Below are 23,219 nucleotides of genomic sequence, written 5' to 3' on the forward strand. Positions count from 1 at the left end.
GTCTATTGAATGTTCATCGAACGAATTGGCCTTGTCAACGGCATTTGTGAAATTGGTTGCGATTCGACGGGAGTGGCGAAGATGGCGGACACGAGCGCGGCGGCGCCGGCAAAGCGGGGCAGGGCGGGGAACGGCCGCGAGAAGGGCGGCGACGCCCTCATGGTGATGTCGGTGGAGAAGGCCTTCCGCGTGCTCGAGGCGTTCGGCGGCCAGCGCCAGACGATGAGCCTGTCGCAGGTCGCGGCGGCGACGGACATGGACGTCAGCGCCGCCCAGCGCTTCACCCACACGCTCACGCGCCTCGGCTACCTGCGCAAGGACCCGGAGACGAAGCGCTTCGAGCTGACGCCGAAGAGCCTCGACCTCGGCTACCACTTCCTGCGCGGCAACCGCCTCATCGAGCGGGCGATGCCCTATCTCATGCACCTCAGCAAGGAGACGGAGGAGACGGTCAACCTCACGGTGCTCGACGACACGCACATTATCTTCGTGTCGCGCTTCATGAGCCGGCACATGCTCAACACCGACGTGATCATCGGCACGCGCATGCCGGCCTATTGCACCGCGCCGGGCATCGCCATGCTGTCGTGCCTGCCGGAGGCCGAAGCGCTCGCTATCATCGACCGGTCGGACCTCAAGGCCCACACGGCCCACACCACCTTCCAGCGCGAGGAGCTTGCCGCCAAGCTCCGGCTCTCGGCCGAGCGCGGCTTCGCCACCGCCTTCAGCGAGTTCTACAACGGCGACGCCTCCGTCGCGGCGGCCATCCTCGACGAGCACGGCCGGCCGGAGGGCGCCATCAACATCGCCGTGTCCTACGCCCGCTATACGCAGGAGGAGGTCATCGAGCGCTTCAGCTCCCTCGTCGTCGCCGCCGCGCGCGCTGTCTCGCGCAACTGACCAGGCGGGCCTTGACAGGCCGGCGCGATAGGCCTCGTATAGATAATAAGTATTATTGCAATACGATAATAACTATAGGGGAATGTCGGCCATGGCAGGCGGCGACGATGGCGCCAGCGCGGCGGGAGAGGGGCGCTTCGTACGGGCGGTGCCGCGCGAGGCCGAGCGGGTGCGCTTCACCATCGACGGTGAGACGGCGGAGGCGCAGGCCGGCGACAGCCTTCTCGCCGCCATCCTCGTTCAACGGCCTGTCCTGCGCCGGCACGAGTTCGACGGCGGCGAGCGTGCCGGCTTCTGCCTCATGGGCGCCTGCCAGGATTGCTGGGTGTGGAGCGAGGCCGGCGAGCGTCTGCGCGCCTGCACCACCCCGGTCGCGGCGGGCATGGCGATCGTGACCGAGCCGCCGGCGGAGCGCTTCGCCCATGGCCGAGCTCATGGCTGAGGTCGTCATCGTCGGGGCCGGTCCGGCCGGCATCCGGGCGGCGGGCATCCTCGCGGCGCAGGGCCTCCGGCCGATCCTCGTCGACGAGGGCCGCCAGGCCGGCGGGCAGGGCTACCGCTGTCCCTCGCCGGGCCTTGCCCTCGACATGGATGCCCTCATGGGCACCGAGGCGGGGAAATACAAAGCCCTCCACGCCGATTTCGCCGCCCTCCTAAATCGGATCGACTACCGGCCGCGCACGCTCGTCTGGGGCATCGAGGACCGGCGGCTCCACTGCGTCCGCGACGGCCGCCAGACGACCATCGCCTTCGATGCGCTCATCGTCGCCACCGGCGCCATGGATCGCATCGCACCGTTGCCGGGCTGGACCCTGCCCGGCGTCTTCACCCTCGGCGGCGCCCAGGCCGTGCTGAAGGACCAGGGCTGCCTCGTCGGCCGGCGCGTTGCCTTTCTCGGCGCCTCGCCGCTCCTGTCGCTGGCGGCGCTGCAATACCGCAAGCTCGGCGCCGAGGTCGTGGCTGTCTGCGACACCTCATCCTTCCGCGACAAGATCGCGGCCCTGCCGCAGCTCGCCGCCGTGCCGCGCACGCTGGCGCGCGGCATCGCCTATCTGGCCGCCCTGAAGCGCGCCCGCGTGCCCCTGTTCGACGGTGTCACGCCTGTCGCGATTGAGGGGGAGGCGGGCGTGACGGCCCTGCGTTTCCGCGACGGGCGCGGGCGCGAACGGCGCATCGCCTGCGATGCGGTGGCGCTCGGCTACGGCCTCAAGCCCGAGACCCAGCTCGCCGAGCTCGCCGGGGCGCGCTTTGCCTTCGATTGCCTTTTCCGGCTGTGGCTGCCGGTGACCGACGAGGACGGCAGGGCCGGCGAGGGGCTCTACCTCGCGGGCGACGGCGCGGCGATCGGCGGCGCCGATGCGGCGGAGGCGAGCGGTGCCCTCGCCGCCCTCGCCGTGCTCCATGATCTCGGTCTGCGATCCGGACACGACGAGCGCCCCGCGCTGCGCCGCCGGCTCGCTCGCCTGCGCCGCTTCCAGCAGGGGCTGGCGCGGGCCTTCCGCTGGCCGGTTGCGGCGCTCGCCCGCCTGCCGGACGAGGTCGCCGTCTGCCGCTGCGAGCATGTGACGGCGGGCGGCATCCGCCGGGCGATGGATGCCGACCTCGGCCCCGTCGACGTCAACCGCGTCAAGGCCATCACCCGCTGCGGCATGGGCCGCTGCCAGGGCCGCGTCTGCGGCCCGGCGCTGCAGGAAATCGCGGCCGCCCATGCCGGCCTGCCGGTCGAGGCGGTGGGCCGGCTGCGCGGCCAGGCACCGCTCAAGCCCGTTCCGCTCGGCATCCTCGAGGAGGAAGAGGCATGACGATGCGCCGGACGGATGTCGTCATCGTCGGCGGCGGGCTCATCGGCGCCTGGACGGCCTTCTTCCTCGCCCGGCGCGGCCGCAAGGTCGTGCTGATCGAGAAGGGAGTGGTCGGCGCCCAGTCGAGCGGCACCAATTTCGGCAACCTGCGCCTGCAGGGCCGCTTTCCGGGGCAATATCCCCTGTCGCTGCGTTCGCAGGCGCTGTGGGAGGACATTGAGGAGCTCATCGGCGACCGCTGCGAATTCGGCCCGAGCGGCCATCTCTACATCGCCTTCAATGACGCGGAACGCGAGAAGCTCGAGAAGTACGCCGCCGTTTCCGAGAGCCACGGCCTCGCCATCGAGCATCTCGGCGCAGCCGATCTCGCCCGGCGCTATCCCTGGCTGAGCGGCAAGGCGGTGGCGGCCACATTCTCGCCGCGCGATGCCACCGCCAATCCGCGTCTCGTCACGCCTGCCGTGGCGCGTGCCGCCAAGGCGCTCGGCGTGGAGGTGGTCGAGCAGTGCACCGTGATGCAGGCACGCCGCGAGGCGGCGGGTTTCGTGGTGGAGACGGCGGACGGCCGGAGCTTCGGCTGCGACCATCTCGTCAATGCCGCCGGGGCCTGGGCGGGCGAGATCGCCGGGATGTTCGGCGAGAGCGCGCCGCTCTTCCCCGCCGGGCCGCCGCAGTTCGTCACGGAGCCGTTCCCCTATTTCATCCGCCCCTCGGTGCAGGCGGTGGACGGCACGGTCATCTTCCGCCAGATCCCGCGCGGCAACGTCATCCTCGCCGGCTATCCGCGCACGGCGGCGGACCCGATCCGCAACCGCGCGCCCGTGCCGCCGGCGAAGACCCTCGCCGCCATGCGCCACCTGTCGGCCGTGGTACCGGCGCTGCGCGACTGCCACGTCATCCGCGTCTGGTCCGGCATCGAGGGCTACCTGCCCGACATGATCCCGGTGATCGGGCCGAGCATGACGACGGACGGGCTCTTCCATGCCTTTGGCTTCTGCGGCCACGGCTTCCAGATCGGCCCGGGCGTCGGGCTGTGCCTCAGCGAGATGATCTGCGACGGCAGCACCGAGACGCCGCTTGACCCCTTCTCCATCGCCCGCTTCCGCGGTGCCGTCGCGGAAGACGAGAAATTCCGGCGGGAGTTCGATCTTCCGGCCGCAGCCAGATGAGGGCGCCTTGAGCCAGCACGTCGTCGTCATCGGGGCCGGCCTCATGGGGGCGACGACGGCGCTCGCCTGCCTCGAACGCGGGCATCGCGTCACCATCCTCGATCCGGGCGAACCCGGCGGGGCGCAGGCGGCGAGCTACGGCAACGGCTGCTGGATCAACAACGGTGCGCTCATGCCCGTCTCGGTGCCGGGCCTGTGGCGGCAGGTGCCCGGCTACCTCATGGATCCGCTCGGCCCCTTCGCCATCCGCTGGCGCTACCTGCCGCGGCTCCTGCCGTGGCTCGCGCGCTTCGTGCGGGCGGGCGCCACGCTTGCGCAGGTCGAGGCGACGGTGCGGGCACGTCGCCCGCTGCTCGACGGCACGGTGGCGAGCCACACGGCCCTCGCCGAGGCGGCCGGCGTGTCCGACCTCATCGTCAAGCGCGGTCTGCTCTACCTCTATCCGGACCGCGCGCATTTCCTCTCCGAAGCGCTCGACTGGCGCATGCGGCGCGAGAACGGCATCGTCAGTCGCGAGCTCGACGAAGAGACGCTGCGCGCGCTCGAGCCGGGCGTCGGCCCCGCCTATCGCTTCGGGGTGCATGTGCCCGAGGCCGGCTGCAACCTCACCGATCCCGGCGCCTATGTAGCGGCGCTCGTCGCCCACGCGCGGAGCCTCGGCGCGCGCGTCGAGCGCTCGCGCGCGACAGGGTTCGCCCTGTCCGGCACGCGCCTTGCCGCCGTCATCACCGAGACAGGTGAGATCGCCTGCGACAAGGCGGTGATCGCGGCCGGCGCCTGGTCGGGGGCGCTCGCCCGCCAGGCGGGCGATGCCGTGTCGCTCGAGACGGAGCGCGGCTATCACGTCGTGGTGCGCGATCCCGAATACGTGCCCCGCCACCCGATCATGACGAGCGACGGCAAGATGGCGGTGACCATGACGCGCGCCGGCCTGCGGGCCGCCGGGCAGGTCGAGCTCGGCGGCCTCGCCGCGCCGCCGGACTGGCGCAGGGCCGACATCCAGCTCGCCTATCTCAACCGCGTCTTCCCGGCCCTGTCGGCGCGGCCGGACGAGGCGCGCCTGTCGCGCTGGATGGGCCATCGTCCCTCGACGCCGGACGGGCTGCCGAGCATTGGCCGGGCCTCGGCCAGCCCCGACATCGTGCACAATTTCGGCCACGGCCACACCGGCGTGTCGATGGCGCCGGCAAGCGCCCGCCTCGTCGCCGATCTCGTCGCCGGCCGGCCGCCGGCCATCGACCCGACGCCCTATGCGCCGCAGCGCTTCAGCCGCCGTGGCGCCTGACGAGGTGAAGCGATGAACGGACGCACCTTCCTCTATCTCGACGAGGCCACGGTCTCCACCTTGATCGGCGATGTCGCGGCGGCGCGCCAGGCGGTCGCGGCCGCCTTCGCCGCCCACCGGGTGGAGCCGGCCCTGACGCGGCCCAAGCTGTCGATCGACGTGCGTCCGGGGCACGCCTTCCAGTCGATGTGCGCCGCCTCGCCGACGCTCGGGCTCGCCGTCAACAAGTGGTACGGCTTCACCGAGCACGGCATCGACGCCAGCCTGTCGCTCAACGACCTCGCCAGCGGCCGGCTGCTCGCCTTCATGGACGGCAACGCCTTCACCGGCGTGCGCACGGCGGCCATGTCGGCTGCCGCGGCCGTGCATCTCGCCCCGTCCGACAGCCGCACCATCGGCTTCGTCGGCTGCGGCCTGCAGGCCGAGAGCCATCTTGCGGCGCTCGGCTCCGCCGTGCCGTCGCTCAGCGCCGTGCGGGCCTTCAGCCGCACGCGGGCTTCGGCCGAGCACCTCGTGGAGAAGGCGCACGCCATGGGCCTCGACGCCGTCGCCACCGAGGACTGCGCCGCCCTCCTGACCGAATGCGACATCGTCGTCACCAGCGTGCCGATGCGGCCGGGCTTCCAGCCGTTTCTCGATGCGCGGCTCTTGAAGCCGGGCTCCTTCGTCGCCGCCGTCGACGTCGGCCGCAGCTGGATCGGCGAGAGCCTCGCCGCCTTCGACACGCTCGCCATCGATGATCGCAGCCAGATGGGTGACTATGCCGGCCTCATCGCAGGACGGCCGGCGCCCGGCTATGACGCCGATCTCGCGGCGCTGTGCGCCGGCGAGGGCGAGCGCCCGCGGCCGGGCGAGCGGTCGATGTTCCTCTTCCGCGGCTTTGCGCTCGCGGATCTCGCGGTCGCGGCGCTCGTCTACAGGCGGGCGATCGAGAGCGGCGCGGGCGTGCCGCTCGGCAGGTAGGGGCCCTGCGCAGGCCGTGACAAGGCCGGTCCTTCGTGAGAAGAGGGCATACCTGCCGCGCGACCTGCGATAACAGCCAGGGGCCATGTTCCGCGTCCTCGCCGTCTGCCTCGCTGCCGTCTTTGTCCATCTGGCCCTTCCGGCGACGGCGGCCGGGCCGGACGCGCGCCCCGTGCGGGTCCTCACCTCCTTCCCGCCGCAGTTCCTGGAGCCGTACAGGCGGGCCTTCGAGGAGCGCAACCCCGGCAGCACGATCGAATTCGTGCAGCGCAAGACGACGGCGGCGGTGGCCGGCATCGTCGGCGGCCGGCAGAGGGCGGACGTCTTCTGGGCCTCGGCGCCCGATGCCTTCGAGATCCTGAAGGCGGCCGGCCGGCTGGCGCGCCTCAAGCCGCGCCCGACGGGCGCGCCGGAGCGCATCGCCGGCTATCCGGTGAACGATCCGGACGGCGCCTATCTCGGCTTTGCCTTGTCGGGCTACGGCTTCGTCTACAATCCCGACTACTTGGCTGAGAAGGGCTTGCCGGTGCCGCGCGCCTGGTCCGATCTGGCGGCGCCGATCTATGCCGGGCACATCGGCATCAGCGCGCCCTCGCGCTCCGGCACCATGCACCTCATGGTCGAGGCGATCCTGCAGGTCTACGGCTGGGAGCGCGGCTGGGGCCTGTGGTCCGAGATCGGCGGCAATCTCGCCACCGTCACCGCGCGCAGCTTCGGCGTTTCGGCAGGCGTTGCGGGCGGGCGCTTCGGCGTCGGCCCCTCCATCGATTTCCTCGCCAACCAGGACAGCCTGCCCAGGGGCTCGACCGCCTTTGCCCTGCCGGAGGAGACGCTGTTCGTGCCGGCGAGCATCGCGGTGCTGCGGGATGCGGACAACCGCGAGGGCGCCGAGCGGTTCGTCGATCTCGTGCTCTCGCCCGAGGGGCAGGCGATCCTGCTCGAGCCCGCCATCGCCCGGCTGCCGATCTCCCCGGCCGCCTATCCCGCCGGGGAGACGGCGCCGGACAGCCCCTTCCGCCGCGAGGGCCTGTTCGCGCACGGGCTGTTCGATCCGCGCCTGTCGGCCGCCCGCTATGAGCTCGTCAACATCATCTTCGACGAGATGATCACCTTCCGCCGTGCCGAGCTCGCGCGCCTCTGGCGGTCGGTGCGGACGGTGGAGGCGGCGCTGGTGCGGCGCGGCGATGCGGAGGCGGCGCGCCTGGTCGGCGAGGCGCGCGACGCCCTCACGCGCCCGCCCGTGGGCGCGGACGAGGCCATGGACCTCGAGCGCTGGCGAACGCTGGAGCGCGTGCGCCGCGGCGTTCCCGCTCCCGAGCCGCAGGCGCGGCTCGAAGCGCGCATCAAGGCCGCGATCGACGACAACCTGCGCCGGGCCGCCCGGGCCGTGGCCGAGGCGGCCGCCCGGCTCGACCGACGCGCCGCAGGTGGCGGCGTCTCCGGTGCGGAGGCCTTGCCGCGATGAGCCGCAGGGCAAGGCTCGGCATCGGCGGGCGCCTCCTCCTCGCCTTCCTCGGCGTCGGCGGGCTGGCGGTCGGGGCCTGCATCGTCGGCTGGCTGTCCTATGCGCGCCTCAGCGAGGAGCTGAACGCCGTCGCGACCGATCACCTGCCGGCGCTCGCCTTTTCCGCGCGCCTGGCGGAGGCGGGCGCCAACGTCATCGCCAGCACGCCCGATCTTGCCGTCGCCGAGCGGCGCGAGGCCTATGATGCGACGCGCAAGGTGCTCGTCGGGCGGCTCGCCGTGCTGCGCTCCGTGCTCGATACCCGCAGCAGCGAGGATTCATTGCCGCCGGAACTCATCGTCGTGACCGAGGGCATCGAGGCCAATCTTCAGGCCATCGACCGGGTGGCGGAGCTGCGCTTTCCACTCGGCGAACGGGCGCGGGAGATGAGCGAGGAATTGCGCTGGCTGCAGGCGGACCTCATCGAGGAGGTCGAGCCGCTGATCGACGACGCCCGGTTCAACATGGAATCGGCCATCGGCCGCGTCGGGCCGGGCGAGGCCGCGGAAGCGGGACGCCGCACGCTGCGCGAGGAGAGCCGCAAGAGCGAGGCGCTTCTCACGATCAACGCCCACGCCAACCTCGTCGTCGGGCTCCTGGGGCGGCTCGCGACCGTGCCGACCGTCGAGGACCTCGACGAGACGAGCAATTTCATCGGCGAGATCGCCGATCAGCTCGACATCGAGACGAAGGCGCTCGCGAGCTGGACCGACACCATCACGGTGAGCCAGATCGTGGCGCGCCTGCTCGCCGTCTCCGATAGCAAGGCCGGCCTTGCCGCCCTCAAGCGGGCGGAGCTCGCCGCCATTGCCGAGGCACAGGCGCTGCTCGCCGAGAACAGGCGCCTCGTCACGCAGCTCGGCGCGCTCGTCTCGCAGGAGGTCAGCCGCACGGAGCAAATCGCACGGCGCGCGGCGGAGCGCTCGGCCGCCGCCATCGTCGTGGGGCGCAACCTCCTCCTCGCCATCGCCGTCGCCTCGCTCGCCATCGCCATCGTCGTGGGCTGGTTCTACGTGCGCCGCAGCCTCGTCGCGCGCCTCGAGGGCTTGACGCTCGCCGCGACGACGATCGCGAGCGGGCCGACCATGCCCGTCCTGCCGCCGCCGACCGACGACGAGCTCGGCGACCTTGCGAAGGCGCTCGCGGTGTTCCGGCAGACGCGGGACGACCTCGTCCAGGCCGCCAAGCTCGCCGCCCTCGGCCAGATGGCGGCCGGCATCAGCCACGAGCTCAACCAGCCTCTGGCCGCGATCCGTTCCCACGCGCACAACAGCGCCGTCCTCATCGCGCGCGGGCGCATGGACGAGGCGCGGGCGAGCCTGGAGCGGATCCAGGGCCTGACGGCCCGGATGGCCGAGCTCATCCGCCATCTCAAGCGTTTCGCCCGGCGCCCGGCGCCGACGCTCGAGCCGGTGGACCTGAAGGCCGTGGTCGATGGCGCGCTCAGCCTCTTCGCGCAGCGCCTCGACGAGGAGCGTGTCGATGTGCGGCTTAATTTCCCCGACGGTCCCGTGACGGTCGAGGCGGAGGAGATCCGCCTGGAGCAGGTCGTCGTCAATCTCGTCTCGAATGCGCTCGATGCGCTCGACGGGGGCGAGGAGCGGCGCATCGCCATCGGTGCGGAGGTGAAGGGCGGCCGCGTGCTGCTGTCCGTCAGGGACAGCGGCTCGGGCATCGACGCGGAGGCGCGCGCCGCCGTCTTCGATCCGTTCTTCACCACCAAGCCGGCGGGGCTGGGGCTCGGCCTCGGCCTGTCGATGTCCTACAACATCGTCAAGGACTTCGGCGGCGATCTCTCGTTGGCTGAGACGGGGCCGGCGGGCACGACCTTCGTGGTCGATCTTGCTGCAGCGGGGCGGGCATGAGCATGGCGGACGGGATGGGGGCGCGGATCGTTCTGGTCGACGACGACGGGGAGGTGCGCGACGCCTACCGGCTGACGCTGGAGCTCGACGGGCTTGCCGTCACCGCCGTGGGCTCGGCGCGCGAGGCGCTCGACCTCCTGACGGCGGACCTGCCGGCCGTGGTCCTCAGCGACGTGCGCATGCCGGGGCTCGACGGCTTCGGCCTTCTGGAGGCGGTGCGCGCCATCGATACCGAGATCCCTGTGGTGCTCGTGACCGGCCATGCCGACGTGCCGATGGCGATCAAGGCGGTGCGGGCGGGCGCCTGGGACTTCATCGAGAAGCCGGCCGATCCGGTCAGGCTCGTCGAGACGCTGCGGCGCGCCGTGGCGCATCGTGCGCTCATCCTCGAAAACCGGACCCTGCGGACGGGGGCGGCCGACCGGGACCCCTTCGCCGGGCGGCTCGTCGGCCGCTCGGCCGCCGTCGAGCGGCTGCGCCGCACCCTGCGCACCCTCGCCGATGCGGAGACGGACGTGCTCCTCTTCGGCGAGACGGGTACGGGCAAGGAGGTGGCGGCGCGGGCCCTGCACGATTTCGGCCGGCGCGCCAAGGGCCGCTTCGTCGCCGTCAATTGCGGCGCGATCCCCGAGACGATGATCGAGAGCGAGTTGTTCGGCCACGAGCCGGGCGCCTTCACCGGCGCGCGCGAGCGGCGCATCGGCAAGATCGAGCACGCGAGCGGCGGCACGCTCTTTCTCGACGAGATTGAATCGATGCCCCTGCCGGCGCAGGTCCGGCTGCTGCGCGTGCTGCAGGAGCGCACCATCGAGCGGCTCGGCTCGAACCGGGAAATCCCGGTCGACCTGCGCGTCGTCGCCGCGACCAAGGCTGATCTCGCCGCGCTCGCGGGCCGCGGCGCCTTCCGCGAGGACCTCGTCTATCGCCTCAACGTCGTCACGCTGCGCCTGCCGCCGCTGCGCGAGCGGCGCGAGGACGTGCCCCTGCTCTTCGCCCATTTCCTCGATCTCGCCGCCCAGCGGCAGGGCCGGGCGGCGCCTCCGCCCGATCCGGCGCTCAGCGAGCGGCTCAGGCAGCAGGACTGGCCCGGCAACGTGCGCGAGCTGCGCAACGCGGCCGAGCGCTATCTCCTCGGGCTGGACGAGGACGAGCCGCAGCAGCCCGTGCGCGGCGGCGCGGGGCTCCAGAGCCTCGAGGAGCAGATCGAGGCGGCCGAGAGGCGCATCATCGAGGAGACGCTGGCGCAGTTCTCCGGGCGCATCGGGGTCACGGCCGAAGCGCTCGGCATCACGCGCAAGACGCTCTACCTGAAGATGAAGAAATACGACCTCGGCCGTGGCACCGCGATCGACGCCTGATGTTACCCACCTGACCCATCGGTCGCCGGCGTTGTTACCCGCCTGACCCGTCCGCGGGGGCCGCCGGCTGCGCAAGCCCTTGCAGCGGGCTGTTTCCGGCATCTGGCCCGCTTGTTGCTGGAAAGGGCGTGCTGCCTTCGGGCGGCCCAGCAGAACAGCCCATTCGGGAGGAAAAAGATGCCACGTCATTACGCCGCCGCCGCGGCGCTGATCGGTGCTGCCCTGTTCACGGGTGTCGCCTTTGCCCAGACCGGCAAGGTCACGGTCGTGACCTCCTTCTCCAAGGACGTGACGGACCCGTTCAAGCAGGCCTTCGAGAAGGCCCATCCGGGCGTCACGCTCGACGTGCAGAACCGCAACACCAATGCCGGCGTGAAATATCTCGAGGAGACGAAGGCCAACAACCAGGTCGACCTGTTCTGGGCCTCGGCGCCCGACGCCTTCGAGGTGCTGAAGGGCAAGGGCCTGCTCGAAGCCTACAAGCCCAAGGCCGAGGGCATCCCCGACAAGATCGGCTCCTATCCGATCAACGATCCGGCCGGCTTCTATTCGGGCTTTGCCGCCTCCGGCTACGGCATCATGTGGAACGAGCGCTACGCCAAGGCCAACGAACTGCCCGAGCCGAAGGACTGGCAGGACCTCGCCAAGGCGGTCTATTTCGACCATGTCGCCATGGCGGCGCCGTCGCGCTCGGGCACGACGCACCTGACCATCGAGACCATCCTGCAGGGCGAGGGCTGGGAGAAGGGCTGGCGCACGCTCAAGGAGGTGTCCGGCAACTTCCGCCAGATCACCGAGCGCTCCTTCGGCGTGCCCGAGGCCGTCAATTCCGGCCAGGTCGGCTTCGGCATCGTCATCGACTTCTTCGCCTTCTCCTCGCAGGCTTCCGGCTTCCCGGTGAAATTCGTCTATCCGACGGTGACGACCATCGTGCCGGCCAATGTCGCGGTCGTCGCCAATGCGCCGAACAAGGCCGGCGCCCAGGCCTTCGTCGACTATCTCATCTCGCCCGCCGGGCAGGAGGTGCTGCTCGAGCCGAGCATCCGCCGCCTGCCGGTCAACCCGGCCGTCTATGACAAGGCCCCGGCCGACTATCCCAACCCCTTCAAGGATCCCTCCCTCGGGGCGCGGGTGAAGTTCGACGTCGAGGTGTCGGAGAAGCGCTCCAACGTCGTCGACGTGCTCTACGACCAGACCGTCACTTTCCAGCTCGACGCCCTGAAGGCGGCGACCAAGGCCATCCATGACGCCGAGGCGGCCCTCGCGAAGAAGGACAACGCCGAGGCCCGGGCCCTCGTCAGCGAGGCGCGCGACCTCGTCGCCGCCATGCCCATTACCGCGGAACAGGCCGCTTCACCCGAGATCACCGGCGCCTTCACCGGCGGCAAGGAGAAGGGCGCCCGCCAGGCCGAGCTCGAGCAGCAGTGGTCCGCTTTCGCCAAGGAGCGCTATGCGCAGGCGCAGGCCAAGGCCGAAGAGGCGCTCAAGCGCGCGCGCTGATCCCGCGCCACGACCGGGCGGCTCCCCGGCGGGGCCGCCCCCACGGTTTCATGTCCATTCGGGGGAGCGTCCATGGCTGACGCCACGACCGCCGGGCGTGCGCATGCGCCGTCCGGACCTTTCCGGCATTTCATGACGTCCGCGACGCCGGGGCAGCTCGCCCTCGCCCTCGCGATCACCGTCTTCCTCGCCCTCTTCCTCATCATCCCGGTGGGGACGGTGATCTACGTCGCCTTCACGGAGAAGGGCACGGGCACCTTCACGCTCGTCAATTTCGTCGACTTCGCGCGGACGGACCTCTTCATCCGCTCCTTCTGGAACTCCGTCTATGTCTCGGCGATGTCGGTGGTTCTCGCCTCGATCTTCGCCCTGCCGCTCGCCTATATCACCACGCGCTTCGACTTCCGCGGCGCGATGCTGATCCAGACGCTGGGCTTCCTGCCGCTGATCATGCCGCCCTTCGTCGGCGCGGTCGCCATGCTGCTGCTCTTCGGACGCAACGGCACGGTCAACCTCCTGCTCAACGACTGGTTCGGCTTCCGCATCCCCTTCATGGAGGGGCTGAACGGCGTCATCTTCGTGCAGGCGGTGCACTATTTCCCGTTCATCCTCATCAACCTGTCGGCGGCGTTGCGCAACATCGACCGGGCGATGGAGGAGGCGGCGCAGAACCTCGGCTGCTCGGGCTTCCGCCTGTTCCGCCGCATCGTCTTCCCGCTCGCCATGCCCGGCTACATCGCCGGCGCCTCGCTCGTCTTCGTCAAGGTCTTCGACGACCTCGCGACGCCGCTCCTCCTCAACGTCAAGGACATGCTGGCGCCGCAGGCCTATCTGCGCGTCACCTCCATCGGCATCGCCGATCCGATGGGCTACGTCATCTCGGTGGTGCTCATCGTGATGTCGATCCTCGCCATGTGGGTGTCGGCGCGGGCGATGCGCGGCAAGGACTACGCCACGGTCCAGCGCGGCGGCGGAGGCCTCGCCAGGCGGCAGATGCGGCCGTGGGAGAGCGTTGCGGCCTATGCGGCCGTCTTCCTCATCCTCCTGCTCGTGCTCGCGCCCCACATCGGGCTCCTGCTCCTGTCCTTCGCCACGATCTGGTCCTTCAGCCCGCTGCCCGACGGCTTCACGCTCGCGCATTACGGCCGCGTGTTCGGGGAGAGCTTCGTCTACGTCAAGAACACGCTGATCTATGCCTCGCTCGCCGGGCTCATCGACGTGGTGCTCGGCACGGCCATCGCCTATCTCGTGCTGCGCACGAAGCTCATCGGCCGGCAATGGCTCGACTGGGCGGCGACGGCGGCGCTCGCCATTCCCGGCGTCGTGCTCGGCATCGGCTATCTGCGCACCTTCTACGGCGTGCAGCTGCCGGACGGGACGCCGCTCGCCACGCTGTGGATCGTGATCGTCCTGGCGCTCGCCATCCGGCGCCTGCCCTATGCGCTGCGCGCCTGCTATGCCGCGCTCCAGCAGATCTCGGTCTCGCTGGAGGAGGCGGCCGAGAACCTCGGCGCCACCAAGGTGCGCACGGTGCGCCGCATCGTGCTGCCGCTGATGGCCGGCGGCATCCTCGCGGGCTTCGTGACGAGCTTCGCCACGGCGGCGGTCGAACTGTCGGCGACGCTGATGCTCGTGCAGTCGAACGCGGATGCGCCGCTCGCCTACGGGCTCTACGTCTTCATGCAATCGGCCGCCGGGCGCGGGCCGGGGGCGGCGCTCGGCGTCATCGCCGTGCTGCTCGTCGCCCTGTGCACCTTCGCCTCGCACCTCATCATCGAGAAGAGCCAGAAGGCCAAGGGGGCGGGGCACTGATGCGCCCCGCCGCCAAGCGCGCCGGCCCCAAGGGAAAAAGCCAATGAACCAGCCCCTTTCCGTCTCCACGCTCGGCGCCCAGGCCGTCGACGTGGATATCCGCAGCGTCGATCTCTCCTACGGCACCAACCATGTCCTCAAGGGCATCGACCTCCACATCCGGCCCGGCGAGTTCTTCGCCTTCCTCGGCCCGTCGGGCTGCGGGAAGACGACGCTGCTGCGCCTGATCGCCGGCTTCAACCGCGCCGACGGCGGCGAGGTGCTGGTCGGCGGGCGCGAGGTGTCGCACCTGCCGCCGTGGAAGCGCGACGTCGGCATGGTCTTCCAGTCCTATGCCCTGTGGCCGCACATGAGCGTGAAGCGCAACGTCGCCTTCGGCCTCGAGGAAAGGAAGGTGCCCAGGGCCGAGATCGAGCGGCGCGTCGCGGCCGCGCTCGAGCTCGTCGGCCTCGCCCATCTCGCCGACCGCCGCCCCTCGCAGCTCTCCGGCGGCCAGCAGCAGCGCGTCGCCGTGGCGCGCACCATCGCCATCGAGCCCAAGGTGCTGCTGCTCGACGAGCCCCTCTCCAACCTCGACGCGAAGATGCGCGTGCAGGTGAGGCGCGAACTGCGCGATCTGCAGCAGCGCCTCGGCCTGACGACGATCTTCGTCACGCACGACCAGGAGGAGGCGAACACGATCTGCGACCGTATCGCCGTCATGAATGACGGCGCCGTGCAGCAGGTCGGCTCGCCCATGGAGCTCTACGAGAAACCGGCCAACCTGTTCGTCGCCAGCTTCCTCGGCACGGCCAACATCGTGCCTGGCCGCGTGATCGAGGAGGGCGGGGCGCGCCTCTTCGAGATCGACGCCGGCGTGCGCCTGCCGATCCCGGCCCATGTCACGGTGCCGGAGGGAGCGAAGCTCGTCTTCCGTCCGCAGCACGCCTCGCTCGGGGCCGACGGCGTGCGCGACGTGTCCCTGCCGGGCACCGTCCTGCACAGCGAGTTCCTCGGCTCGACGGTGCGCTACGGGGTCAAGGTCGGCTCGGCCGAGGTCTCGATCGACGTGCCCTTCCAGTCGGGCGAGGCCATCCACAAGCCGGGCGCCGCCGTCGAGGTGGGCCTGTCGCTGAATTCGGCGGTCTGGCTTGTATCCTGATGGGATGTGCAGCGGTCCGCCGCGTGGCATATGCCTTGCGGCGGTCTTTGCGCGGCGGTGTCTCTTCCCGCCGCCGCGCGACGCCGCTCCGCATTCGAGCTTCCCAATCCGAGAGCTTCCCATGACGCCCCCCAAGGCCATTCTCTTCGACCTCGACGGAACGCTCGTCGACAGTGCCCGCGACCTGACCGACGCGGTCAATGCCCTTCTCGCCGAGGAGGGGCTGCCGCAGGTGAGCCTCGCGGCGGTCAAGTCGATGATCGGCGACGGGGCGGCGAAGCTCGTGGAGCGGGCGCTCGCCGCGACGGGGGGCGACCTGTCCCGCCTGCCGGTGCATGTCGCGCGTTTCCTTGAGATCTACGAAACGGGCGCCGCCCGCCACACAGCGGCCTATCCCGGCGTGCCGGAGGTCCTCCGTGAGCTCAGGCAGCGCGGGCTGAGGCTCGCCGTCGTCACCAACAAGCCCCATGCGGCGACCATGGACATCCTGGAGGCGCTCGGTCTCACCGGCTTCTTCGGCGCGGTGATCGGCGGCGACAGCCTGCCCGAGCGCAAGCCGCACCCGGCGCCGCTCGTGGCCGCGCTGGCGCGCCTCGAGGTCTCGCCCGAGGCGGCGATCATGGTCGGCGACAACTATCACGACGTGGAGGCGGCGCGAGCCGCCGGCGTGCGCGCCTTCGCCGTCACCTATGGCTACAGCCACCGGCCCCACGCCGAGCTCGGGGCCGACCGCCTCCTCGACGCGATGTCCGAGCTGCCGTCCCTCATCGATGAGGCGGTCGCCGCCTGAGCATCAGGACCCATCCCATGCGACTGATCCTCGTGCGCCACGGCGAGACGGTGTGGAACGCCGAGCGCCGCCTGCAGGGCCATGCCGATGCCCCCTTGTCGGAGCGGGGGATGGCCCAGGCGCGGCGGGCGGCCGCCTTCTTCGCGGCGGAGCCGGCGCCCGGCCTCGCCGTCTCCTCCGACCTCGGCCGCGCGCGCCGCACGGCCGAGATCCTCGGCTTTCCCGAGGCTGAGACGGATCCCCGCCTGCGCGAGATGGACCTCGGCGGCTGGACAGGCCGCTTCATTGTGGAGATCGAGGCCGAGGACAGGCACGCCTATCGGGATTGGCGGCTCGGCACCCATACGCCGCCCGGCGGCGAGACGTGGCAGGCATTCCGCACGCGCGTCGGCGCGGCGATCGCGGACATCCTCGCCCGCGCGTCGGGCGATGCGGTCGTCGTAACGCACGAGGGCGTCGTGCGCGCCGCCTGCGATGTCCTGGTCGGGCTCGCGCCCGAAAGCCTCGCCCCACTCGTGCCGGGCGCCATCACCGTCTTCGCCGTGAACCGCGCCGTCTCGCCGGCCGCAGCGCGCCTCCTGACCTTCAACTACGTTTCATCGCCCGACGACCTGAAGATCCGCGGCCTCGACCACGCGCCGGTCTAGCTACCGCACGAAACCCATGGGCTCGCCGGTGTCGGGGTGGCGCATCACGCCCATGGCGATGCCGTAGATGGTCTCGAGCTGCGGCGGCGTCATGATCGCGTCCGGCGTGCCGCGGGCGAGCAGGCGGCCGCCGCGCAGGGCGACGATCTCGTCGCAGAAGCGCGCCGCCATGTTGACGTCGTGCAGCACCACGATGACGGCGAGGCCGCGCTCGTGGGCGAGGCGGCGCACCAGCGCCAGCACCTCGACCTGGTGGGCGACGTCGAGGGCGGAGATCGGCTCGTCGAGCAGCAGGCATTCGGTATCCTGCGCCACCAGCATGGCGAGCCAGGCGCGCTGGCGCTCGCCGCCGGACAGGGTGTCGACCAGCCGGTCGGCGAAGATCTCGACATCGGTGAGCGCCATCGCCTCGGCGACCTTCTCCCGGTCCGTGGCGGAGAAGCGCCCGAGCGCGCCGTGCCAGGGATAGCGGCCGAGCGCCACGAGCTCCTTCACCAGCATGCCCGTGGCGGGCGGCGTCTGCTGCGGCAGATAGCCGACCTTGCGGGCGAAGTCCCGGTCGCCCCATTTCGGCAGCGGCCGGCCGGCGAAGCGCACGGTGCCGGCCGACGGCTGCTGCTGGCGCGCCAGCAGCTTGACCAGCGTCGACTTGCCGGAGCCGTTGTGGCCGATGAGGCCGACAACGCGTTTGGCCGGCAAAGTCAGCGAGAGCGGCCCGAGCAGGGTGCGCTCCGGCAGCGCGAAGGCGACGTCGTCGAGCGCGAAGAGCGGGCCGGTCGTGTCGGTTGCGGCTTCGGTCGGGCGGGTCAGGAGGTCGAGCATCGGGAGCCTCGTCAGGTGCCGACGGTGAGCGGGAGGAGGTCGGCGGCGGCCGCCGGCTGCACGGCCTGGGCCTCGTGCAGCCGGCGATAGACGCCGCGCGCGGCGAGAAGCTCGTCATGCCGCCCCTGCTCGGCGATGCCGTCCTCGGTGATGACGACGATGCGGTCGGCATGGCGGATGGTGGCGAGGCGGTGGGCGATGACGAGCGTCGTGCGCCCCTCCGCCAATTCGTTCAGCGACTGCTGGATGGAGCGTTCGGTCGCGGTGTCGAGCGCCGAGGTCGCCTCGTCGAGGATGAGGATGGGCGGGTTCTTCAGGAAGATGCGGGCGATGGCGAGCCGCTGCTTCTGGCCGCCCGACAGCTTGACGCCGCGTTCGCCGACGACGGTGTCGAGCCCGTCCGGCAGGCTGTCGATGAGCGGGCCGAGGCGGGCGCGCTCGGCCGCGGCGCGGATCTCGTCCTCGCTCGCCTCGAGCCGCCCGTAGGCGATGTTGTCCCGGATGGTGCCGCCGAACAGGAAAACGTCCTGCTGCACGATGCCGATCTGCCGGCGCAGCGAGGCGAGCGTCATGTTGCGGACGTCGATGCCGTCGATGGTGATGCGCCCGGCCGTCACCTCGTAGAACCGCGGCAAAAGCGAGATCAGCGTCGTCTTGCCGGCGCCCGAGGGGCCGACGAAGGCGACCGTCTCGCCCGCGGCGATGGCGAGGCTCGTGTCGCTGAGGATGGGGCGGGCCGGGTCGTAGCCGAAGCCGACGCCCTCGAAGCGGATGTCACCCCGGAGCGCCGGCGCCTCGATGGCGCCGGGCCGGTCGACGACGTCCGGCTCGGTCGCGAGCAGCGCCTGGTAGCGCTGGAAACCGGCGATGCCCTTGGGATAGGTCTCGATGACGGCGGCGATCTTGTCGAGCGGGCGGTAGAAGACGCCGACGAGGAGGAGGAAGCCCACGAAGCCGCCGATGGAGAGGCTGCCGCCGACGACGAACCACGTGCCCGCCAGCATGACGAGGATCTGCACCAGGCGCATGCCGACATAGTTGAGCGCCTGGCTCGCCGCCATGATGCGGTAGGCCTCGAGCTTCGTCTGCCGGTAGAGGCGGTTGTCGCGCGCGAACAGGCGCCGCTCGTGCTCCTCGTTGGCGAAGGCCTGCACCACGCGGATGCCGCCGATGTTCTCGACGATGCGGGCGTTGAAGGCGCCGACGCGCCCGTATTGCGCGCGCCAGTTGGTCGTCATGCGGCTGCCGTAGCGCGCGATGACCCAGCCGGTCATCGGCACGATGAGCGCCGTGATCAGCGCGAGCGGCACGTGCACGTAGAGCATCAGCGCGAAGGCGCCGATGAAGGTCATGAGCGCGATGAAGAGGTCCTCGGGCCCGTGGTGGGCCACCTCGCCGATCTCCTCGAGGTCCTTCGTCACCCGCGCCACGAGATGGCCGCTCTGCTCGTTGTCGTAGAAGCGGAAGGAGAGCTTCTGCAGATGGTCGAAGGCCCGGCGCCGCATCTCCGTCTCGATGTTTATGCCGAGCACGTGACCCCAGTAGGTGACGACCGCCATGAGGCCGGTATTGGCGAGATAGACTGCCGTAAGGCCTGCCGCCGCGAGCAGGATCAGCGGCCAGTCGCCGCCCGGCAGCAGCACGTCGACGAAGGCCTTCACCGCCATCGGGAAGCCGAGCTCGAGCAGCCCGGACAGGACGGCGCAGCCGAAGTCGAGGAAGAACAGCGCCCGGTGGGGGCGGTAGTAGGCGATGAAGGCTTTCAGCATGACGGTCCGGTGGTCGCCAGCGCCCCGCCATCGGGCGACGATGGATTGCCCGAGCGCCGGGGCGTCGAAATCCGGCGGACGGCACCGTCGAATACGCCCGCAAAAGGGGGTTGTGCAATGGGCAAGGCGTGAGGAACGGGCATTGTGCGACCGATTTGCGGCATCTGTTGCGTTTCGGGATCGCTTTCCGGCCGCCTGCCGTCTCCGGAGGCCGTGGCAGTGCGCCGGAGGGTTGCAGGCGTCCGGCCTCTCGTGGCGTTTGCGAGTCCAGCAGCAGTAACGTTGAGTGTTCGCTGGGACCGCTTATCTTGGCGAGATGATTTCATCTCAGGCAATGGAGTTCGCGCTCGATACAATTCGCACCGTGGCGGGCGAATTGCCGGCGGAAGCAGCCGTCGAGTGCCGTCGATTCCCGGGTGGATTGGAATCCTCCCGGGTTGGCGAAGTAACCGTCAGGTTCTGCGATCGGCATGGCCGACCGAGACTGCTCCGCACGGTCTTGAAGGAGCTCGACGGCTGGATGGTGCGCGAAGCCTCGATTTACCGGAACCTGGCAACCAAATACGCGCGCGAGCTGTCGCCGCAGCTGCTGGGCGTCATGCATCCTGAACCGGGCAAGGTGTTTCTGTGCATCGAAGCGATACGACGCGCGAAGGCCTGGCCCTGGCAGGATGTGGAACTTGCCGGGGACCTTCTTCGGTGGCTTGCGCGGTTCCATCTCGAGGCAAAGCAGGCACACATCGCGGTGCCGTGTTGGGACTTCGAGGCGCGTCTCGAGGAAATGGCGTATCTGACACAGGCGGCGGTCGCGGGCTGCCGGAAGGATCCGGACCTGCAGCCGCTCGCCCGGAGCCTGCCCGCGATCCGACGGTTGATACTGCAGCAGAAACGGCTGCGCGAGCAGCTCTGCGGCGAGGCGCCGTTCGGGGAGGGCCCCATCCACGGCGATGTTCATTCGGGCAACGTGCTCATCCGCCATCGGCAATCGCGCTTGAGCCCCATCCTGCTGGACTGGGGACGAGCCCGGGTCGGTTCGCCGATCGAAGACATCAGCTCGTGGCTGCAATCCCTCGGCTGCTATGAATGGGAAGCGAAGCGGCGCCACGACAAGCTGCTTTGTGATTATCTTTCGGAAATCGGCCAGGAGCGGAAGATCACCTCAAGCCTTCGTGCAGCCTACTGGGTTGCGGGCGCCCGAAACGCCCTTGCCGGTGCGCTGCTCCACTTCATATGTGCTGTCAAGGACGAGAAACGGAACAAGCGCGAGCGTGCCGAAGCCTTCCGCGCAGCACAGAACTGGACCCGTGTGATCCTCCGCGCGGACGCCTATTCGCGCGCCTAGCTTTCAGCTGCCGCAGCGATTGCGTACGGGTTGACCGCGCCGGCGAGCCGGAGCCTGGCGACGACCATCTCGCTTGCTGCGTTGGGCCTGAGGATCTCGACCTCCGGTGCAGCGCGGCGGAATGTGCGCGGCAACGCTCGAAATGCCGCCCGGCTGCTGGGCTCACCGCCCATGCGGTCATGGAAAAACAAGCAGAAAAACAGGCTATTTCAGGAGTCATATTGTCGCCATAAAACCCGTCAAATTGTAATTAATCAGCATGAACTGCTGGTTGCAATTACCAAACGCAACAATGGTCTAGGTTGCTTTCGGGCAATTCAAGGCTGTTCTCGGCATGAGAATGTTGTCCTCTCCCCATGCGTAAGACGAATGGTGAAGGCGGCAATGGCAATACATGCCGGTGCGGTTTCGATTGAACGGAATACAGGCCGGCTTATTCCGTCTCCATCAGCGGAGGAGATCCCGTGACACTCCCGGCAATTCACGATGACGTCGATCAGTAGCATGTGGTCGCTTCGGGCCACGACCCCCAGCCTTGCCACTGCCGGCACGCCCGCCGGCCAATAAACGCTCCCGCCGCGGAACAGCCGCGTCCGAGGCGAGAGAGCCATCATCCCATTCGCCGGAAGGGGCCGCTCGCCCCAACAACGGCAGCTCCGACATCCTTGCGCTGAACCGGCCCGCACCGCCGCTCGGGAGCGGAGCCTTGGCCGCGCCGCACGAGGAGCCGGACATGTTGCGGAACGTCTGACAGGTCATGCAAACCCGAGATCCCTCCGCGCTTGCGAGCGCCTTCCGGCAAATCCGCCCCGCCTTCGTCGCAGCGGGAACACTGTCGCTGTTCATGAACCTGCTCATGTTCGTGTCGCCGATCTACACCTTGCAGATCTATGATCGGGTGCTGACGAGCCGCAGCGGCATGACCCTGGTGATGATCTCCTGCATCGCGCTCGTCCTGCTCGTGAGTTTCGCGGCGCTGGAGCATTTCCGCAGCCGCATCCTGCTGCACGCCGGCGTCCAGTTCGACCGCCTCCTCGCCGGAGAAAGCTTCGAGGCAGCCCTGGCGTCGGCCTCGCAGACGCGAGGCGTCCATCACGTTCACATCCTGCGCGACCTCGACACGTTGCGCGACGTGTTCTCGGGGGCATGGTCACGGCACTCATGGACGCGCCGTGGACGCCGATCTTTCTCGGCGTGTGCTTCCTTCTGCATCCGCTCATCGGCCTGGTGGCGCTGGTCGGCGGCCTCGCCATACTGGCCCTGGCCTTCGTGAACGAGCGCGTCACCAAGGCCTCCCTTGTGGCGGCATCCCTCAAGAACCACCAGGCGCTCGACCACCTGACCGCCACGTTGCGCAATGCCGACGCGATCCGCGGCCTCGGCATGGCACCCCAGGTGCGGGCTGCCTGGGCCGAAACGCGCGACGAGGCCCTGCACTTCGGTGTCAGAGCCGGAGAGCGCGGCGTGACGCTTCTCGCGATTTCCAAGTTCCTGCGCATGGCCATTCAGACGGGGGTCATGGGTGTCGGTGCCTATCTCGCCATTCGCCAGGAGATCTCGGGGGCGTGCTCTTCGCCGCCTCGCTGATCATGGGGCGCGCGCTCGCCCCGATCGAGGGGATCGTCGGGCAGTGGCGCAGTTTCGTCGCTGCCCGCACGGCTCACGCGCGCCTCGAGAACACGCTCAAGTCCCAACCGGCCAGGAAAAAGCCGATGCAGTTGCCGCGCCCGACCGGCGCCATCTCGGTCGAGGGGCTCACCGTCGTGGCGCCCGGCGGCGCGACGCCGGTCGTCGCGGACGTGACGCTCAAGCTCGAGCCCGGCGAAGTCGTCGCCATCATCGGACCGACGGGATCAGGCAAGTCGTCGCTCGCCCGGGCTCTGGTCGGCGCCTGGTCGCCTGTCCACGGCTGCGTGCGACTGGACGGTAACGACCTGCGCCATTTCGATCCGGATCAACTCGGGCGGGCGCTCGGCTATCTGCCGCAGGACGTCGAACTTTTCGCCGGCTCCATCCGCGACAATATCGCCCGGTTCCGGGACGACGCGCCCGACGAGGCCGTGGTCGAGGCGGCCATGCTTGCCTCCACCCATGCCATGATCCAGCGGCTGCCCAAAGGCTACCAAACCGAGATCGGCGAGGATGGGGCCGGGCTCTCGGGCGGCCAGCGCCAGCGGATCGGCCTGGCGCGCGCCCTCTTCGGCAAGCCCGCCTTCGTCGTGCTGGACGAGCCCAACGCCAATCTCGACAGCGACGGCGACATGGCGCTCGCCCAGGCGATCCGCAATCTCCGCTCGGAGGGGGTGACGATCGCGATCGTCACCCACCGGCCGAATCTCCTCTCGATCGTGGACTGGATCATCCTCATGCACGAAGGCCGTGTCGCGCGCGTCGGCACGCGTGACGAGCTCCTGCCGTTGCTCCTCGGCCAGAATGTCGCTGCGGCGGGACCACGGCGCACGGCCGCGGGCGACAGCCCGGCCGTGCAGGACGAGCGGCCGCCGCTCGCCTCGCATCGGCCGGCCCAGGCTGCCGGACTGTGACGGGCGG

At 70.0% G+C, this 23,219-nt stretch carries 20 protein-coding genes; 18 read left to right on the top strand and 2 right to left on the bottom strand.

Annotation, left to right across the window (positions count from 1 at the left end; genetic code table 11):
• Nucleotides 1-81 precede the first annotated feature (81 nt).
• From AL346_RS21950 to AL346_RS22015, 14 genes are all read left to right on the top strand, one after another.
• The gene (locus AL346_RS21950) at nt 82-900 is read left to right on the top strand and encodes an IclR family transcriptional regulator (protein ID WP_019403090.1); all 819 of its coding nucleotides are present in this window, start codon (nt 82-84) and stop codon (nt 898-900) included.
• Between the two features lie 91 nt (nt 901-991).
• On the top strand, nt 992-1,342 hold the full coding sequence (locus AL346_RS21955) for a (2Fe-2S)-binding protein (protein WP_019403091.1): 351 nt from the start codon (nt 992-994) through the stop codon (nt 1,340-1,342).
• On the top strand, nt 1,323-2,702 hold the full coding sequence (locus AL346_RS21960) for an NAD(P)/FAD-dependent oxidoreductase (RefSeq protein WP_019403092.1): 1,380 nt from the start codon (nt 1,323-1,325) through the stop codon (nt 2,700-2,702). Before AL346_RS21955 ends, AL346_RS21960 begins: the two co-directional genes overlap by 20 nt.
• Nucleotides 2,699-3,871: an FAD-binding oxidoreductase gene (locus tag AL346_RS21965; protein ID WP_019403093.1), complete on the top strand. Its 1,173-nt coding sequence runs from the start codon at nt 2,699-2,701 to the stop codon at nt 3,869-3,871. The genes AL346_RS21960 and AL346_RS21965 overlap by 4 nt, the downstream gene beginning before the upstream one ends.
• A 7-nt stretch (nt 3,872-3,878) precedes the next feature.
• Entirely contained in the window at nt 3,879-5,156 is a 1,278-nt protein-coding gene (locus AL346_RS21970; RefSeq protein ID WP_019403094.1) for an FAD-binding oxidoreductase, read from the top strand.
• Between the two features lie 12 nt (nt 5,157-5,168).
• A complete protein-coding gene (locus tag AL346_RS21975; protein ID WP_019403095.1) occupies nt 5,169-6,119 on the top strand; it encodes a hypothetical protein in 951 nt (316 codons plus the stop codon).
• Nucleotides 6,120-6,204: 85 nt separating this feature from the next.
• On the top strand, nt 6,205-7,584 hold the full coding sequence (locus AL346_RS21980) for an ABC transporter substrate-binding protein (RefSeq protein ID WP_019403096.1): 1,380 nt from the start codon (nt 6,205-6,207) through the stop codon (nt 7,582-7,584).
• Entirely contained in the window at nt 7,581-9,488 is a 1,908-nt protein-coding gene (locus AL346_RS21985) for an ATP-binding protein (RefSeq protein WP_019403097.1), read from the top strand. The genes AL346_RS21980 and AL346_RS21985 overlap by 4 nt, the downstream gene beginning before the upstream one ends.
• A gap of 14 nt (nt 9,489-9,502) precedes the next feature.
• The gene (locus tag AL346_RS21990) at nt 9,503-10,846 is read left to right on the top strand and encodes a sigma-54 dependent transcriptional regulator (RefSeq protein ID WP_019403098.1); all 1,344 of its coding nucleotides are present in this window, start codon (nt 9,503-9,505) and stop codon (nt 10,844-10,846) included.
• A gap of 177 nt (nt 10,847-11,023) precedes the next feature.
• Entirely contained in the window at nt 11,024-12,346 is a 1,323-nt protein-coding gene (locus AL346_RS21995) for an ABC transporter substrate-binding protein (protein WP_019403099.1), read from the top strand.
• A gap of 132 nt (nt 12,347-12,478) precedes the next feature.
• Nucleotides 12,479-14,158: an iron ABC transporter permease gene (locus AL346_RS22000; RefSeq protein WP_040404902.1), complete on the top strand. Its 1,680-nt coding sequence runs from the start codon at nt 12,479-12,481 to the stop codon at nt 14,156-14,158.
• Nucleotides 14,159-14,201: 43 nt separating this feature from the next.
• Complete coding sequence (locus AL346_RS22005; RefSeq protein ID WP_019403101.1) at nt 14,202-15,299, top strand: ABC transporter ATP-binding protein; 1,098 nt, start codon at nt 14,202-14,204, stop codon at nt 15,297-15,299.
• A gap of 121 nt (nt 15,300-15,420) precedes the next feature.
• Nucleotides 15,421-16,089: a phosphoglycolate phosphatase gene (gene gph / locus AL346_RS22010; RefSeq protein ID WP_019403102.1), complete on the top strand. Its 669-nt coding sequence runs from the start codon at nt 15,421-15,423 to the stop codon at nt 16,087-16,089.
• A gap of 17 nt (nt 16,090-16,106) precedes the next feature.
• Nucleotides 16,107-16,736 (top strand): histidine phosphatase family protein, encoded by a 630-nt coding sequence (locus AL346_RS22015; RefSeq protein WP_019403103.1) that lies wholly within the window; start codon nt 16,107-16,109, stop codon nt 16,734-16,736.
• On the opposite strand, the gene AL346_RS22020 is transcribed toward AL346_RS22015, so the two are convergent.
• Together AL346_RS22020 and AL346_RS22025 are read right to left on the bottom strand one after the other, a co-directional pair.
• Nucleotides 16,737-17,558 (bottom strand): ATP-binding cassette domain-containing protein, encoded by an 822-nt coding sequence (locus AL346_RS22020; protein WP_019403104.1) that lies wholly within the window; start codon nt 17,556-17,558, stop codon nt 16,737-16,739.
• Nucleotides 17,559-17,569: 11 nt separating this feature from the next.
• The gene (locus AL346_RS22025; RefSeq protein ID WP_019403105.1) at nt 17,570-19,327 is read right to left on the bottom strand and encodes an ABC transporter ATP-binding protein; all 1,758 of its coding nucleotides are present in this window, start codon (nt 19,325-19,327) and stop codon (nt 17,570-17,572) included.
• A gap of 499 nt (nt 19,328-19,826) precedes the next feature.
• On the opposite strand from AL346_RS22025, the gene AL346_RS22030 reads away from it, so the two are divergent.
• The 4 genes from AL346_RS22030 (at nt 19,827) to AL346_RS25735 (ending at nt 23,212) form a co-directional block, all read left to right on the top strand.
• Nucleotides 19,827-20,669, top strand: a complete 843-nt coding sequence (locus AL346_RS22030; RefSeq protein WP_019403106.1) for a phosphotransferase — start codon at nt 19,827-19,829, stop codon at nt 20,667-20,669.
• Nucleotides 20,670-21,426: 757 nt separating this feature from the next.
• Nucleotides 21,427-21,942: a hypothetical protein gene (locus AL346_RS25725; protein ID WP_245303253.1), complete on the top strand. Its 516-nt coding sequence runs from the start codon at nt 21,427-21,429 to the stop codon at nt 21,940-21,942.
• A complete protein-coding gene (locus AL346_RS25730) occupies nt 21,897-22,256 on the top strand; it encodes a hypothetical protein (protein WP_053194137.1) in 360 nt (119 codons plus the stop codon). The genes AL346_RS25725 and AL346_RS25730 overlap by 46 nt, the downstream gene beginning before the upstream one ends.
• Nucleotides 22,235-23,212, top strand: a complete 978-nt coding sequence (locus AL346_RS25735) for a type I secretion system permease/ATPase (protein WP_053194139.1) — start codon at nt 22,235-22,237, stop codon at nt 23,210-23,212. The genes AL346_RS25730 and AL346_RS25735 overlap by 22 nt, the downstream gene beginning before the upstream one ends.
• The last annotated feature ends 7 nt before the right edge of the window (nt 23,213-23,219 follow it).

Source organism: Chelatococcus sp. CO-6 (genome assembly GCF_001271345.1).
GTDB classification, from domain to species: Bacteria; Pseudomonadota; Alphaproteobacteria; order Rhizobiales; family Beijerinckiaceae; genus Chelatococcus_A; species Chelatococcus_A caeni.

Coding starts and splice junctions, on each gene's coding strand:
- AL346_RS21950 (WP_019403090.1), top strand. CDS start 82: ATGGCGGACACGAGCGCGGCGGCGCCGGCAAAGCGGGGCAGGGCGGGG.
- AL346_RS21955 (WP_019403091.1), top strand. CDS start 992: ATGGCAGGCGGCGACGATGGCGCCAGCGCGGCGGGAGAGGGGCGCTTC.
- AL346_RS21960 (WP_019403092.1), top strand. CDS start 1,323: ATGGCCGAGCTCATGGCTGAGGTCGTCATCGTCGGGGCCGGTCCGGCC.
- AL346_RS21965 (WP_019403093.1), top strand. CDS start 2,699: ATGACGATGCGCCGGACGGATGTCGTCATCGTCGGCGGCGGGCTCATC.
- AL346_RS21975 (WP_019403095.1), top strand. CDS start 5,169: ATGAACGGACGCACCTTCCTCTATCTCGACGAGGCCACGGTCTCCACC.
- AL346_RS21980 (WP_019403096.1), top strand. CDS start 6,205: ATGTTCCGCGTCCTCGCCGTCTGCCTCGCTGCCGTCTTTGTCCATCTG.
- AL346_RS21985 (WP_019403097.1), top strand. CDS start 7,581: ATGAGCCGCAGGGCAAGGCTCGGCATCGGCGGGCGCCTCCTCCTCGCC.
- AL346_RS21990 (WP_019403098.1), top strand. CDS start 9,503: ATGGGGGCGCGGATCGTTCTGGTCGACGACGACGGGGAGGTGCGCGAC.
- AL346_RS21995 (WP_019403099.1), top strand. CDS start 11,024: ATGCCACGTCATTACGCCGCCGCCGCGGCGCTGATCGGTGCTGCCCTG.
- AL346_RS22000 (WP_040404902.1), top strand. CDS start 12,479: ATGACGTCCGCGACGCCGGGGCAGCTCGCCCTCGCCCTCGCGATCACC.
- AL346_RS22005 (WP_019403101.1), top strand. CDS start 14,202: ATGAACCAGCCCCTTTCCGTCTCCACGCTCGGCGCCCAGGCCGTCGAC.
- gph (WP_019403102.1), top strand. CDS start 15,421: ATGACGCCCCCCAAGGCCATTCTCTTCGACCTCGACGGAACGCTCGTC.
- AL346_RS22015 (WP_019403103.1), top strand. CDS start 16,107: ATGCGACTGATCCTCGTGCGCCACGGCGAGACGGTGTGGAACGCCGAG.
- AL346_RS22020 (WP_019403104.1), bottom strand. CDS start 17,558: ATGCTCGACCTCCTGACCCGCCCGACCGAAGCCGCAACCGACACGACC.
- AL346_RS22025 (WP_019403105.1), bottom strand. CDS start 19,327: ATGCTGAAAGCCTTCATCGCCTACTACCGCCCCCACCGGGCGCTGTTC.
- AL346_RS25725 (WP_245303253.1), top strand. CDS start 21,427: ATGCAAACCCGAGATCCCTCCGCGCTTGCGAGCGCCTTCCGGCAAATC.